The 14,356-nt window shown below is 66.8% G+C and carries 14 protein-coding genes; all 14 read right to left on the bottom strand.

Annotated features, from left to right (window positions below; translation table 11 throughout):
- Nucleotides 1-245 precede the first annotated feature (245 nt).
- A complete protein-coding gene (locus tag NX778_RS18310; protein WP_258813224.1) occupies nt 246-1,451 on the bottom strand; it encodes an acyltransferase family protein in 1,206 nt (401 codons plus the stop codon).
- A gap of 19 nt (nt 1,452-1,470) precedes the next feature.
- Nucleotides 1,471-2,058 (bottom strand): phosphatase PAP2 family protein, encoded by a 588-nt coding sequence (locus tag NX778_RS18305; protein ID WP_258813223.1) that lies wholly within the window; start codon nt 2,056-2,058, stop codon nt 1,471-1,473.
- 17 nt (nt 2,059-2,075) lie between these two features.
- Complete coding sequence (locus NX778_RS18300) at nt 2,076-2,672, bottom strand: sugar transferase (RefSeq protein WP_258813222.1); 597 nt, start codon at nt 2,670-2,672, stop codon at nt 2,076-2,078.
- Nucleotides 2,669-3,850, bottom strand: a complete 1,182-nt coding sequence (locus tag NX778_RS18295; protein ID WP_258813221.1) for a DegT/DnrJ/EryC1/StrS family aminotransferase — start codon at nt 3,848-3,850, stop codon at nt 2,669-2,671. Before NX778_RS18295 ends, NX778_RS18300 begins: the two co-directional genes overlap by 4 nt.
- A complete protein-coding gene (locus NX778_RS18290) occupies nt 3,843-5,093 on the bottom strand; it encodes a glycosyltransferase family 4 protein (RefSeq protein ID WP_258813220.1) in 1,251 nt (416 codons plus the stop codon). Before NX778_RS18290 ends, NX778_RS18295 begins: the two co-directional genes overlap by 8 nt.
- The gene (locus tag NX778_RS18285) at nt 5,069-5,860 is read right to left on the bottom strand and encodes a polysaccharide deacetylase family protein (RefSeq protein WP_258813219.1); all 792 of its coding nucleotides are present in this window, start codon (nt 5,858-5,860) and stop codon (nt 5,069-5,071) included. Before NX778_RS18285 ends, NX778_RS18290 begins: the two co-directional genes overlap by 25 nt.
- Nucleotides 5,857-6,549: a hypothetical protein gene (locus NX778_RS18280; protein ID WP_258813218.1), complete on the bottom strand. Its 693-nt coding sequence runs from the start codon at nt 6,547-6,549 to the stop codon at nt 5,857-5,859. The genes NX778_RS18285 and NX778_RS18280 overlap by 4 nt, the downstream gene beginning before the upstream one ends.
- A 62-nt stretch (nt 6,550-6,611) precedes the next feature.
- Nucleotides 6,612-7,754 (bottom strand): glycosyltransferase family 4 protein, encoded by a 1,143-nt coding sequence (locus NX778_RS18275; protein ID WP_258813217.1) that lies wholly within the window; start codon nt 7,752-7,754, stop codon nt 6,612-6,614.
- On the bottom strand, nt 7,660-8,925 hold the full coding sequence (locus NX778_RS18270; protein ID WP_258813216.1) for a hypothetical protein: 1,266 nt from the start codon (nt 8,923-8,925) through the stop codon (nt 7,660-7,662). The genes NX778_RS18275 and NX778_RS18270 overlap by 95 nt, the downstream gene beginning before the upstream one ends.
- Nucleotides 8,922-10,172 (bottom strand): lipopolysaccharide biosynthesis protein, encoded by a 1,251-nt coding sequence (locus NX778_RS18265; protein WP_258813215.1) that lies wholly within the window; start codon nt 10,170-10,172, stop codon nt 8,922-8,924. The genes NX778_RS18270 and NX778_RS18265 overlap by 4 nt, the downstream gene beginning before the upstream one ends.
- On the bottom strand, nt 10,169-11,320 hold the full coding sequence (locus NX778_RS18260) for a DegT/DnrJ/EryC1/StrS family aminotransferase (protein ID WP_258813214.1): 1,152 nt from the start codon (nt 11,318-11,320) through the stop codon (nt 10,169-10,171). The genes NX778_RS18265 and NX778_RS18260 overlap by 4 nt, the downstream gene beginning before the upstream one ends.
- A 10-nt stretch (nt 11,321-11,330) precedes the next feature.
- Nucleotides 11,331-11,927 (bottom strand): acyltransferase, encoded by a 597-nt coding sequence (locus NX778_RS18255; protein ID WP_258813213.1) that lies wholly within the window; start codon nt 11,925-11,927, stop codon nt 11,331-11,333.
- 1 nt (nt 11,928) lies between these two features.
- Nucleotides 11,929-12,990, bottom strand: a complete 1,062-nt coding sequence (locus NX778_RS18250) for a Gfo/Idh/MocA family protein (RefSeq protein WP_258813212.1) — start codon at nt 12,988-12,990, stop codon at nt 11,929-11,931.
- 11 nt (nt 12,991-13,001) lie between these two features.
- Entirely contained in the window at nt 13,002-14,330 is a 1,329-nt protein-coding gene (locus NX778_RS18245; RefSeq protein ID WP_258813211.1) for a nucleotide sugar dehydrogenase, read from the bottom strand.
- Between the last annotated feature and the right edge of the window lie 26 nt (nt 14,331-14,356).

The following is a 14,356-nucleotide window of genomic DNA, read 5'->3' as shown; positions in this document are numbered from 1 at the left end:
GGAACCATGCTTTCTACGCGCTCCACGAGAGCTAACCGTAGTGTCTCGCGCAGAAATGGGATTCCCGCTTTCGCGGAAATGACGTGCTGCTCAACGCTGGATTCAGCAAGGCCGGCGGTGCTTCATGGAACCACGGTCGGGCCGCGCGCCACCCGTCGATGGCGGTGCGGCCCCAGCTTACACCTCCGTTTGCGCGCGGCACCCTGGGCGTGTTGGATCCGCGAAGCAGCTTGGGCACTGCAACGCTAACGTCCCCCGCGGTCGCCCAGTCCTGGTCTCGCCAACACTTGTTGTGAAGACGGCGCGGGCGCCCGCAGGAGCAGCGCTTTGAGCTTGGCCCGTACCAGATAGGTGTTCGACTCGAACACGCGGTAAGACGCGTAGGCCATGGCGAGGATGATCGTGAGCATTGCCAGGTACACGAGGTAATCGAGCGGGCGATCCGGGGCCAGCTGGTCGCGGCCGAATGCGGTCCGGCCCACATGGCGCAGCAGGCCGATGACCGGAACGTGGAAGACGTACAGCGTGAACGAAAATTCAGAGAAAAACTTGGCGACCCGGCCCAGCTTGTGCAAGAGCCGCGCCTCCGGCGCTATCTTGATTTGCAGCGAGGAGAGGAGCAGCAGGAAGGGCAAGCTGCAGATCAGGTCCTGCATGAACGAGGCCGGCAGCAGGTCGTCGTTGCTGCCGAAGATGCGGTAGTAGACCGACAGGACCGCACAAAGGAAGACGAGGACTAGCCGCGTGCCCGTTCCGCAATCGATGCGGATCCGGGCGAAGGCTGCCCCCAGCAGCCACAGCGAGAAATACAGGATAATCGCCCACGGCAACAGGCTGGCGAGCACGACCAGCCCGATCACGCCACCCGCCTGGCTCATCCTTCCGGATCCGGGCAAGCCCAAGAGCAGTAAGGGAAACGCCACGTAATACCAGGTTTCATTCGCGAGGCTCCACAGCGCATAATTGCCGCCGAAGTTTTCGACGAAGATCGTCTGGAGACCGAACAGGTTGCCGGCGAAACCCAGCATGGAATAGGGATCGGCGGAATGCGCCTGCGATTGGGCGATGCCGCCGGTCGTGGACGCAACGATAAGCATGATCAGCATGGTCGGCACCAGGACCGTCCACAAGCGGGTCACCCGGTCGATGGCATAAGCCGCGAAGGCGCGCGGCTCTCCCAACTTGTTCAGGAGGCTGCCACCGACCAGCCAGCCACTGACAAGGAAGAACACGACCACCGCCTGGTGCGCAAATCCGGTGGCAAACGCCAGCCCTTGGTAATACAAAGGTGGATGCTCGATCGCACGCAAGCTCGGGAACACTTCGGCGCGTAGATGCGCTGCCGCGACCTGCAGTGCCGCCATGCCGCGCAGCAGCGCGATCAGCAAGGAGTGGATGGAGTCTTCGCTGAGCTGGCTTTGCGCCTGCCATTTGATCGTCGGACGCTTCATGTGGTTTTCCTTATGTGGTTCAACCGTGGATGTACCAGGAGTGGAGACGCTCGCTGCCGGACAAGGCAAGCGCGGCCCGTGCCATCCAGTAGCCGAGCGGCGCCGATTTGATCAGCAAGGTGGCGCCGGCAAAGGCGCAGGCCGCGCAAAAAATGGCGAACGTTGGCTGGCCGGGTGGCCAGGCCGCCGTGCAGCGGATCGCCGCCAGGCTGACGGCCGCGCCGGTCGCCCAGCCCGCGGCCACTTCCGATGCCGTGTGGTGGCCGCCGGCCACGAGCATGATCGCGACGAGTGCTCCCAGCACGAGGCCCGCGGCCACGGCGGCGCGGCGCAGCACCGGGCCGTGTTCACGTACTAGCAGGAAGAACACAATCGGGAACACGGCGGTCGCACCGGTCGCGTGGCCGCTGATCGCCTTGAATTCGAGCGCCGGGATGCCGGTGCCCCAGCCAAGGAAGGCAATCTTGCTTGCGCCCACCAGGGTGATCGCCATCGCGTAGAGGAGGCCCCAGCACAGTGCGCCGCGCCAGGCCCGGCATGCCAGCAGCCACGCCGCCAGGGCAGCCGCGACCGGCAGCGTCAGGGTGATATCGCCAAGATGCAGCATCGCCAGCCCGCTCACGGTCAGCCTGCGCGGGCGAGGGCGGCGAGCGTGCGCCAGATGATGCGCAAGTCGAGCCACAAGCTGCGTTCGCGGACGTAGCGAACGTAGTAGTCGAGCTTGGTCGGGAGTATGGTCTCGATGTAGACCCGCTCCGGATCGGTCGCCCGGCCGAGGATCGAATTTTCTTCCTTGTAGAGGATCGACGCCCAGTCCGTGATGCCGGGCGCGACCGAAAGGACCAGCGCGCGGACTTCCGGAGGGTAGCAAGCCACGTAGCGCGGCACCTCCGGCCGCGGGCCGACCAGGCTCATCGTCCCGTGCAGGACGTTGAGCAACTGCGGCAGTTCGTCGAGCTTGTAATGGCGCAGGAAGTGGCCGGCGCGGGTGATGCGCGGGTCGCGGCCCACCGTCAGCTCGCGCGCGTCAGCCGGGCGCTGGAACATGGTGCGGAACTTGACGATGCTGAACAGCGTGCCACCGCGGCCGACGCGTTGCTGGCGGTAGAACACGGGGCCGCGCGAGTCGAGTTTTACCCAGGCGGCGATCGCCAGGAACAAGGGCGCCAGTACGATCAGGCCCAGCGCCGCGGCTACCAGGTCGAACAGGCGCTTGCTCATCGCAGCAACTCGTGCAGGGCCGCGATGACGCGTTGCTGGTCGGCGTCGCTCATGCGCGTGTACAGCGGGAGGGTGAGCATGCGGCGGTAGCTGGCTTCCGCCGATGGAAATTGGGCCTGGCCGAGTGCGTAGGTGTCGCGCCAGTACGGTTGCCGGTGCAGGGGAATGAAGTGGACGCTGGTGCCGATGCCGCGGCGCGCCAGTTCGTTGATGAGCTCGTCGCGCGTCAAAGGGGCGCCGGGCTGCAGCCGCACCACATACAGGTGCCAGGCGTGGCTGCTGCCGGCGCCGGGCCGCGGCGGCAGCTGCAGGGGCAGGCCGGCCAGTGCCTCGTCGTAATGGCGTGCCAGTTGTTCGCGGCGGGCGAGGAAGCGATCGATCTTGCGCAGCTGCTCGATGCCGATGGCCGACGCGATGTCGGTCAGGTTGTACTTGAAGCCGGCGGCGACCACTTCATAGAACCAGGCCGGCGTGCGCGAGACGTAGCGGTTGAACGCATCCTGGCTGATGCCGTGCAGCCGCATCAGGCGGATGCGGCGGGCCAGTTCCGGATCGCGGGTGACGATCATGCCGCCTTCGCCGGTGGTCATGGTCTTGTTGGCGTAGAAACTGAAGACGGTGACCTCGCTGCCGAGCGTGCCGACCAGTTGCCCGCGGTAGCGCGTAGGGAAGGCGTGGGCGGCGTCCTCGACCACGCGCAGGCGGTGCGCGCGCGCCAGTTCGAGCAGGGCGTCCATGTCGCAGGCCATGCCGGCGTAATGCACCGGCACGATGGCGCGCGTGCGCGGCGTGATGGCTTCCTCGACCGCCTGTGGCGACAGGGTCAGGGTATCCGGGTCGACGTCGACGAAAACGGGCGTGGCGCCGAGATAGCGCACCACTTCGGCGGTGGCGGTAAAAGTCATCGTGGGCACGATGACCTCGTCGCCGGGGCCGACGCGCAGGCATTCCAGCGCGAGGTGCAGGCCGGCGGTGGCGGAATTGACGGAAATGGTCTCCACCTCGGCGTCGAGGTAGGCGCGGAACTCCTGCTCGAATTGTCTGGTTGCGGGACCGGTGGTGACCCAGCCGGAACGCAGGCAGGCGACCACGGCGGCTATTTCTTCCTCGCCGATGTCGGGCAGCGCAAACGGCAGGAAGGCGGGCGAAGCAGCTTGGATCGGCGTATGGTCAGCCATGGTGGTCTCCTGCGCATGCGGTCAAGAATCGTTGTCCGAGGACGGGGTAGCTGTGGTTGGCGAGGGCGAAGGCGTGGCCGCGCTGGCCGAGTTCATCAAGGCGAGCCCGGCCGAGTGCGCGCATTGCCAGGACGCCGTCGGCGATCGCTTGCGGATTCTCCGGCGCCACGGTCAGGCCGCAGCCGGCAGCGGCCACCGGGTCGTTGCCGGCGTCGACCGCATGCAGGATGGGGCGCGCGGCCATCATGTAATCGATCAGCTTGTTGGGGGCGATGCCGAAGCGGTACAGGGGCTGGTGTCGCCAGCCGATGTAGGCGAGGTCGAAGCGCGCCAGCAGGGCCGGCACCTGGTGCTTGTCCACCGGATCAAGGAAATGGACGTTGTCGAGGCCAAGGCGGGCCGCTTGCTGCTGCAGCGCCGGTTTCTCCGGGCCGGTGCCGGCGAGGACGAAGTCGACAGGCTGGCCGCGCAGCAGTTGCGCCGCTTCCAGCAGCGTGCCCAGTGCGTTGGCGAGACCGTGGGTGCCCGCGTAGCCGACGATGAAGCGGTTCCGGGCCCGCAGCGTCCCGAAGAGGTGCGCAAGATCGGACGGCAGTTCCGCGGCAGCAAACCATTCGGCCGGATCTGCGCCGTTCGGAATGATGTGGAGCTTGTGCGGCGCCATGCCGTGCGATTCCAGATGGGCGCGCACCTTCGGCAGGATCGAGACGATGGCGTTGGCCCGGCGGCAGGCGAAGTTCTCGGCCGCTTGCAGCAACAGCATGAACGGGTGCCAGCGCGAGAAGCCACCCAGTTCGATCGGCGACAAGGGCCACAGGTCGTGCAGTTCGAACACCAGCCTGGCGCGGGCCAGGCGGGCCATCAGAAAGGCCGGCCAGATGTCGAGTGGATAGGTGCTGGATGCGATGACGATGTCCGGCTTGACCTCGGCGGCCAGGCGGCGCCGCTCGCGCAGCAGGTGCCAGAGGAAACTGGCCATATTGCGCACCCGGGCGATGCCGTTGCCGCGATACCGAGGGGTGCTGAACCAGGTGTAATCGATGCCGTCGATGGTCTCGTCGAGCCGGTCGCGACCCTGAAGTTGCGGCGCGGTGGCGCGGATATGCGAGCGGTTCGCGGCGACGATGCGGACCTTGTGGCCTTGCCGCACCCATTCGCGGGCGAGATAGTAGGGCCGGTACTCCATGCCGTGCCGGAGCGAGCCCGCGTAGTGGTTGATCAGCAGGATGCTGAGGTGCGCCATGCCAGCTCCTCGATGATGCGGCGCGCGTTGCAGCGCGTGTTGTCGATCCAGTTGGTTTCCCACTGCACCGGGTGGGTCAGGAACAGGATCGCGCGGTCGCGGCCGAGCGCATCGAAAGGCGAGGCGGGCCGGTAGTAGACCGGGTGCTTGCGGTCGCTGATGTAGATATCGATATGGCGCAGCAGCGCGTCATCGTAGGCTTCGCATTCGATGCCGCACTGTTGACGCAGGGCGGTGTCGTTCAGCAGCTCGTGGTTGATCACATTGAGCTTGCGGTTGGCGAAATCGCCGTGGCTGGCGACGGTTGCCAATGGACAGCCGAGGCGTTCGGCGATGCTGTCGAAATTGCGCGCGAACTGCTGGCGGATCTCGGGGAAGCGCGCGCGCAGGGTGTCCGGTGTGCGGATCCGCCATTGCTTGGCGAAGGTGGCGACTTCTTCGTAGTGGTAGCTCGCTTCACTGCCGGCTGCCTCGATCTCGCGCATGAAGCCGATGTCCAGGGTGCAAAGGCGGAAGTAATAGGTGGCCCGCACGCCATGCCGGCTCTCCAGTGCGAACAGCTTCCTGGCCGTGCGCAGGTCGCTGTCGATGTCGTGCCGGTGCACCAGCACGCGGCCCGGCGGCGACCTGTCGCGCGAACGATAGAAATCGCGCACGGCGAGCTGGGCATAGCCGAGGTCGCGCGCCTGGCGCAGGATGGCTTCGTATTCGCCCAAGCGGGACGGCATCAGGTAGTCGGCATAGAGCCGGTTGAAAATGATCTTCATTGGAGGCTGTATTTCGCGCGATAGGGCCGGAAACCGAGGATTTTCTTGAACGTCTGCATCCCCGGATGGGCGCCGAAGAAGGTGTCGTACATGAGGTAACGGACTTCGCGTTGCTCGATGAGCTGGGAGACGATGTCGACCACGAGCAGGTGCATGAAGCCGTCGTTATTGCGCAGGCCGATGAGTTGCGCGAAGCCACCGAAATTGCCGAAGCGGCCGAGATTGGCGTAGCCGACCAGCTTGCCATCGGCATTGAACATGCCGAAATAGCGGAAATGCGCCAGGGTTTCGAAGCTGCTTTGCTTGTCGCGATAGGCGCGGTCCATCGGCCGGCCCTGGCGTTGTTCGAGCGCGGTGTTGATGGCGTGGATGTCGTCCACGTAGCGGTTGCGGTCGATTTCCATGACGCGGTAGCCGCGCGAGCGCGCGCGTTTGGCGTGCCAGGCGCCACCGTTCTTGCCTTTGATTTGATCGAGATATTGCTGCGGCGAAGACAGCGATTCCAGGTCGATGAGTGCCGCGCCGATGGTTTTGTGGCGGATGATTTTGTAGCGTGGATGGGGCCGGGTGAAGTGGTGGTAAGTGGCGCGGATCTGGCCCGGATCGATGTGCTCATGGAATTGCAGATGCGCAACCGGCAAGCGCATCAGCTGTATCAACATCTTGTACTGCTGCAAGATCTTGTCCATGGCATTAGCTCATCGAATTCATCAACAATACGACGCCACGTTCGACTGCCTTTTGAACTGGCTTAAGCCTTGACGGGACTGCGGATGGCTGTGGCATCGACAGCACTGAGCCGCGCGTAAAAGTCGAGCAGCTTGCGCGATTCGGCTTGCCAGTTGTATTTCTCGACCACGGCGCGGCGGCCGTTTTCGCCCATGCGCCGCGCCAGGTCGGGATGCAGGACGAAATGGTCGATCGCGGCGGCAATCGCCAGCGGATCGCCGGGGGCGACGCAGATCCCGCAACCGCTGCCTTCGACGATCTCGCGCCACAGCGGAAAGCTGGAGGCGATGACGGGAATGCCGGCCGCCATGTACTCGAACATCTTGACCGGCAGCGCATCGAGGTAGTTGGGGACCGGGTGCAGGGTGACCAGTCCGGCCATCGCGCGCTGCATGACTTGCTGCACCCCGGTGCGGTCGAGATGGCCGCGCGCGTCGACCCGGGGCCATCCGGGATAGGTCGCCACTTCAGTTTCCAGCGCGGGTTCCGAGAAGGCGCCGGCGAGCACCAGCCGCGCCGGCGAGCGCAGCAGGGCACAGGCGCGGACCAGTTCGCGAATGCCGCGGATGGCCGAGATGTTGCCGACGTAACAGACTTCGGCGGGCTTGGCGGGCCAGCTTGCGGGCGTGTCGAATTCACGCAGCAGCGGAAAATTGTTGACGTCGACCGTGGCCGGGTTAATGCGCAGGAATTTGTCGCGGATGAAGGGCGTGGCCGCGATGATGCCGTCGAAGCGGCGGCAGGCGAAGCGTTCGTAGGCGCCGAAGGAACGCGACAGCATGCGGGCAGACATGTCGCCGAGGTAGGGCTTGCCGAGCAACTGGGCCGGGACGTCCTCGTGGGCGTCGAACACCACGTTGCGGCCCAGGCGCTTCAGGCGCAGCCCGGCGGGGATCAGCTCCGGGTCGTGCAGGTGGTAGACGTCGGCCTCCAGCGCGCGGGCGGCGGCCAGCACCTGGGCCGTGGTGCGCAGCATGCGCTTGACACGCCCGGGCAGGCGCCCGACGTCGACGATGCGGATCCCGTGTTCGCGGGCGGCGCCGGCGCCGTCCGCCACCACCAGGCTGACCTCATGGCCGTGTTCCGCCAAACTGCGGCATTGCTTGATGAAGATCCGCGTGTCGTGGCGTGGATGGGCCGAGGTGAGGTGCGCGATCTTTGCCATATTTCCTCTCATACAGGTACTTCGAGTAGGCGCCGAGCGTGGCGCCGATCAGCATGTCGGTGAAGTAGTGCGAGGTCAGCAGCAACAGCACGGTGACGGCCGCCAGCGAAAAGCCCAGCATGAAGTTGCCGCTGCGGCGCGAGGCGAAGAATTCGCGGATGAACATCGGCACCGCGGGCAGCACCATCAGCGCGCACAGCCAGACGAAGCCGAACAGGCCGAGGTCGACCCAGGCCGACAGGATGTTGTGCGAGTAATAGCCGGGCGGGTAGCTGGCGTAGTCGCCGGCCAGCGGGTGGGCGCGGATGGTCTGCAGCGCGTTGAGCGTGAGGTGGTGGCGTTTGTTGGCCGAGGTCGATTGGGACAGGTCGAGCAGCTCGAGGATGCGGTTGTCGGGCAGCGCGGCCAGCAACGCGTCGAAGTAGAGACGGGCCAGCGCGCCGGCAAGGATGACGGCGAGGATGAAATACAGTTTGTGGCGCGAATAGTAGAACTCGATGATGGGGGCCACGAACAGCAGCGCGGCGAATTCGCTGCGGGCGGTGTTCAGGAACAGGGTGACGGCCCCGGCCACATACAGGGCCAGCCGCAGCGGCAGCGAACGGGTGTAGGCGACCACCGGCAGGAAGGTGATCAGGTAGGAGCGCGCGAAGCCCTGGTAGGTGGCAAGGCTGTCGCCATCCTTGGCGATGCCGAGCGCGCCGAGGTAGAACACGCCGTCGACCGAGAAGATGACGGCGATGGCGCTCATGGCCGCGAGAGCCAGCAGGGCGGGGAAGCGAAAGCCCGGGTCGGCAAAGTCGATGAACAGGAACAGGATATAGATGTTCACAAGGAACATTATTTCCAGCAGATGAGCGCTGACGATCAGCAGGTTGGCGCCGGTGGCCGCGTGCACCACCACCACCGCGCCGAAGTAGGCGAGGTACATCGCGAACATCAGGTCGACCCAGCCCAGCTGGCGCGGATCGCGGCGCATCCGGCGCAGGTAGATGAAGGCAAGCGGCAGCACGAACAGCAGCGATATCGGCGAGAAGTAGCCGCCGAGAACGGCACCCATCATGCCGGTGCCGAGCAGGGTGTGGTAATAGAAGAAGCCGGGGAACAGCAGGAAGAAGGCCGCCCCAAGGACGGTTTGTTCGAAGCGGCGGCGCGAGGCGAGCGGGTTCATGCGGGCACCACACGGTTCTGCGAGCATTGCCAGGACAGGTGCAGGTAGACCAGGTAGAGCAGCGAGTAGCCGATCGTGTACCACAGCACGTTCTGGTGCAGGGTGCCGGGCGCGCCGAAGGTGGACAGGGTCATCGCGAACAGCGCCACCTGCCACACCAGGTCGATCTTCTGGCGGCCCGACACGAAGAACACATAGCTGAGCGGGCTGGCGATGAAGTTGAGGAAGTACAGGGGCGCCAGGATCTGCGCCAGTTCGCCGGCGGCGCGCCAGGAGTCGCCGAAGATCCAGCCGAACAGGGTGGGCGAAAAGGCGAACAGCACCAGCGACGGGCCCAGCCCGAGCAGGACCAGCACCTTGAAGGTGTAGCGGTAGGCATGGGTGCAGTTGCCGACGGCGTTGAATTCCTGCACCGACTGGCGCTTGAACACTTCCAGCACCGAGGCCGCCAGCAGCGCGATCGGCGCGTACAGCACGCGCTGGGTGAGGGCGTACAGGCCGGCCGCGACCGCGCCGTGGCGCAGGCCGATCAGGAACAGCGGCAGCTGGCTGACCAGGGCGTTGAGCAGGTTGGACGGCAGCGAGAAGCGCCAGAAGGCCTGGTGGCGCTGCAGGTAGGCAAGCTGCGGCGCATCCGGCTTCAGCCCGAACGGCGCCGACGGCGGCTGCAATTGCAGGCGCGCCGACAGCAGTCCGGCCAGCAGGCCGACCAGTTGCCCGGCCAGCAGCCCTGCGCCGCCGGCGCCGAGATACAGGAGCACCAGCTGGGCCAGCGCGATGGTGGCGGCGCCCCAGATCTTGGCGCGGGCGGCCTTGCCGAAGGCGCCGTGCGAGGTGGCGTAGGCGAGCGTGGTCTGCATCGCGGCGGTGAGCCAGGTGCCGACGCCGACCGTGCAGAGTTCGGGCCAGCTCAGCCGAAGCAGCGCGTGCACGCCGGCCAGCCGCGCGGCGATGGCGCCGGACGTGACCAGCAGCGCCGTCACGCTGGCGGTATAGAACACGACCCGGAAGCAGGTGCGTTGCTGTTCCGGCTCGTGGTCGAGGATCATCGCGGTTTCCATGCGCAGCGTGGCGGCGACCGCCGACACCGATACCACGCCCAGCCACAGGCTGAATGCGCCCATTTCGCTGGGCGTACACAGGCGGGTGATCAGCGGCGCGACCGCGAGCGGCAGGGCCTGGGCGCCGAGCGTGCCGCCCAGCACCGTGATCACATGTCTCCAGAAGGTTGGCCGGCTGTCGCTCATGGCGAAGCCGGCAGCGCTGCGCCGGGCAGCGGGGCCGCTTGTGCGGCGGCCGGCAAGGAGCCGCCGGCGGCGGCCAGCAGCGCTTCGGCCACCTGGCGCGCGCCGGCATCGTCGAGGTAGGGGCCCATCGGCAGGCTCATGACTTTCGCCGCCATCTCGACCGCCACCGGGCAGGGCGGGCCGCCGGCCAGCCGGGCGTAGGCCGGCTGCTGGTGCATCGGCACCGGGTAGTGCACGGCGGTGGGGATGCCGCGCGCATGCAGGGTCGCCTGCACCCGTTCGCGCTCGTCCAGCACCACCGTGTATTGCGCGAGGGCGCTGCTGCGGTCGCGGTGGCGCCCGACCAGCCGCACCCGGCCCGACAGCAGGGCATCGTAGGCGGCGCCGGCGCGCTGGCGCTGTGCCAGCTCCCATTCGAAGCGCTCGAGCTTGGCCAGCACGATGGCGCATTGGAGGGTATCCATGCGGCCGCCCACGCCAAGGCGGGTGTGCACATAGCGGCGCGACTGGCCGTGCACGCGGATCTCGCGCGCGGCCCGGGCCAGCACGTCGTCGCTGGTGAACAGGGCGCCGCCGTCGCCATAGCAGCCGAGCGGCTTGCTGGGGAAGAAGCTGGTGCAGCCGATGGTGGACAGGTTGCAGCTCTTGCGCCCGTGGTAGTTGGCGCCGAAGCTCTGGGCGGCGTCCTCGATCACGGGCAGGCCGTGGCGCGCCGCGATGGCGTTGATCTCGTCCATGTCGGCCGGCTGGCCATACAGCGACACCGGCATGATGGCGCGGGTGCGCGGCGTGACCAGGGCTTCGATCTGGCCCGCATCGATATTGCAGGTCGCCGGGTCGATGTCGGCGAACACCGGGGTGGCGCCGAGCAGGACGATGACCTCGGCGGTGGCGATGAAGGAGAACGGCGTGGTGATCACTTCGTCGCCCGGTTCGACGCCGAGCGCCATCAGCGCGATCAGCAGCGCCTCGGTGCCGGAGGCGACCGTGATGCAGTGGCGCGCGCCGGTATAGTCGGCCAGGCGCTCCTCCAGTTCGGCCACCTCGGGCCCCATGATGTATTGGCCGTGGTCGAGCACGGACTGGATGCGGTGGCCGATCGCTTCGCGCGATGCCTGGTACTGCGCTTTGAGGTCGATGAATTCCATGGTGTCGGGCTCAGGGGTGGACGGTCAGGGCGGGCAGCAGCAGGCAGGCGCCGCCTTCGAGCAGGTAGCTGTCGCCGGTATGGGGACAGGTGGCCAGGCCGGAGCCGGACAGCGGCAGGGCCAGGCGTTCGCCGAAGCGGCTGATCCAGCCGATCTGGCGCGCCGGCACGCCGGCCATCAGCGCATGGGCCGGCACATCACGCTTGACGACCGCGCCGGCGGCAATGAAGGCGTGCTCGCCGATGGTGACGCCGCAGACGATGGTGGCGTTGGCGCCGATGGTGGCGCCGCGCCGGACCAGGGTGCGCCGGTATTCGTCCTTGCGTACCACCGCGGCGCGCGGGTTGTAGACGTTGGTGAACACCATGCTGGGGCCGCAGAACACCTCGTCCTCGAGCGTGACGGCGTCGTACACGGAGACATTGTTCTGGATCTTGACGCGGTCGCCGATCAGCACCTCATTGCCGACGAAGACGTTCTGCCCGAGCGAACACCCGGCGCCGATGCGGGCGCCGGCGCACACGTGGGCGAAGTGCCAGACGTGCGTGCCATGGCCCAGCCGCGCGCCGTCGTCGACGATGGCGGAAGGATGGATGACGGCGGCCATTTCAGTACTCCAGCGGCAGCGCGACCCGTTTGCCGTCACGCGCGGACTGGTAGGCGGCGATCAGTACCTCGAGCGATTTGAGTCCCTCGCGGCCGTCGGTTTCCGGCTCCGCTTCGCCGCGCAGCACCTTGATCACGTTGTCGTAATAGAGCGGATGGCCGAAGCCGTAGACCGAGGTGGTCTGGTAGCTGGCTGCGTGCACGGCGTCGTCGTCCGGGTCGGGCGTGGCGAATTCCCATTGCTGGATTTCGTTGACGGCCACGCCGCCGATGCGCACGGTGCCGTGCTCGCCGAGGATGGTGATCGAGCCCTCCAGGTTGCGCGGGTAGGTCAGCATGGTGACGTTCATCGAGCCGAGCGCGCCATTGCGCCAGCGCAGGCTGAGCACGCCGGTATCCTCGACCTCGATGTCGCGCGCCAGCGTCGCGGTATAGGCTTGCAGGCTTTCGATTGGGCCGACGATCCAGTCCAGCAGGTCGACATAGTGGCTGGCCTGGTTCATGAAGGCGCCGCCGTCGAATTCCCAGGTGCCGCGCCACCTGGCGCTGGCATAGTATTCCGGCGGCCGGGTCCAGAACACGTTGAGGTTGACCATGTAGATGCGGCCGAAGCGCTTCTTCTCCACTGCGCGCTTGAGCAGCTGCAAGGTGGCGTTGCGGCGGTTCTGCTTGACCACGAACAGGCGCACGCCGGCGGCGTCGGCCGCCGCGACCATGCGCTTGCCGTCTTCCCAGCGGGTGGCCATCGGCTTTTCGGTGATGACGTGGCGGCCGGCGCGCGCGATCTGGATGGCCTGCTCCGGATGCAGGCCGGACGGCGTGGCGATCACGAAGGCGTCGGCGTCGCAGCGCGCCAGCATCTGGTCGAGGCTGGCGTAGGCCTCGGCGCCGGATTCGCCGGCGGCGGCTTCCAGCGCGCGCGGGTCGATGTCGCACACGCCGGCCAGCTCGGCGCGGTCGAGGTGCTGGCGCAGGGCGCCGAGGTGGTTCCTGGCGATGCGGCCGCAGCCGACCAGGGCGAAGCGGACCTTGCGATCGGTGATGGCGGGGGGATAGTGGCGCATGGGAGCTCCGTTCAGGCCTTGACGACGTTCGGCAGGCGTTCGAGGAACACGCCGCGGGTGTCGACGATCAGCCGGGCGTACTGGCGGATCAGCTCGTAGTCGAAGGCGCTGTGCGCGGTGGCCAGCAGCACCACGTCATAAGAGGCGATCGCCTGCGGCGTCAGCGCCACGCTGGACAGCTCGAAGCGGTGTTCGCGCATGCGCGGGAAGCTGGGCACGTGCGGGTCGGAATAGTCGACGTGGGCGCCCTTGTCGCGCAGCAGTTCCATCAGCTCGACCGAGGGCGATTCGCGCATGTCCTCGACGTCCTTCTTGTAGGCGATGCCGAGCACCAGCACGCGGCTGCCCATCACGCTGCGGCCGCGGCGGTTGAGGGCATCGCCGACCTTGCCGACCACCCAGTGCGGCATATCGCTGTTGATCTCGCCCGCCAGCTCGATGAAGCGGGTATGCAGGCCGTACTGGCGCGCCTTCCAGGTCAGGTAGAAGGGGTCGATCGGGATGCAGTGGCCGCCCAGTCCGGGGCCGGGGTAGTAGGGCGTGAAGCCGAAGGGCTTGGTGGCGGCGGCGCGGATCACCTCGTGGATGTCGATCTCCATCTTGTCGGCGATGATCTTCATTTCATTGACCAGGCCGATGTTGACGGCGCGGTGGATGTTTTCGAGCAGCTTGGTGAGCTCGGCCGCGCGGGTCGAGCTGACCGGCACCACGCGGTCGATCGCCGGGCCGTATAGTGCCAGGCCGGCCTCCAGGCAGGACGCGGTGCTGCCGCCGCAGACCTTGGGGATGGTGCGCGTTTCGAAGTGCGGATTGCCCGGGTCTTCGCGCTCCGGCGAGAACACCAGGAAGACGTCGCGGCCGATGGTGAAGCCGCGCGATTCCAGCCGCGGGCGCAGCTCCTCCTCGGTGGTGCCGGGGTAGGTGGTACTCTCCAGCGACAGCACCTGGCCCGGCCGCATGAAGGGCAGCAGCTCGTCGGTGGTGTCGAGCACGAAGGACAGGTCCGGCTCGCGGTAGGGGTTCAGCGGCGTCGGCACGCAGATGATCAGGGCGTCCGGCTCGCCGGCGCGGCGGAAGTCGGTGGTGGCCTCGAAACCCTTGGCGCGGGCGGCCGCGATGTCCGCATCCGGAATGTGCTTGATGTAGCTGGCGCCGGCGTTGAGTTTGTCGACCTTGGACGCGTCGATATCCATCCCCAGCACCTTGAAACCGACCGCCGCATAGCGCAGGGTAAGCGGCAGGCCGACGTAGCCCAGTCCGATGATGCCGATGATCGCGGTGCGGTCGCGCAGCCTGGCGGTCAGCTGCTCGAGGTGGGCCGATTTGTTTTCGTCGCGCATGGTTGTCCTCAGGTGGTGGGGGCGGT

This window comes from Massilia terrae (assembly GCF_024753145.1).
In the GTDB taxonomy this organism is placed as follows: domain Bacteria; phylum Pseudomonadota; class Gammaproteobacteria; order Burkholderiales; family Burkholderiaceae_D; genus Telluria; species Telluria terrae.
Note: the sequence above shows the minus strand (reverse complement) of the source record. Positions and strands in the feature narration are given on the sequence as shown.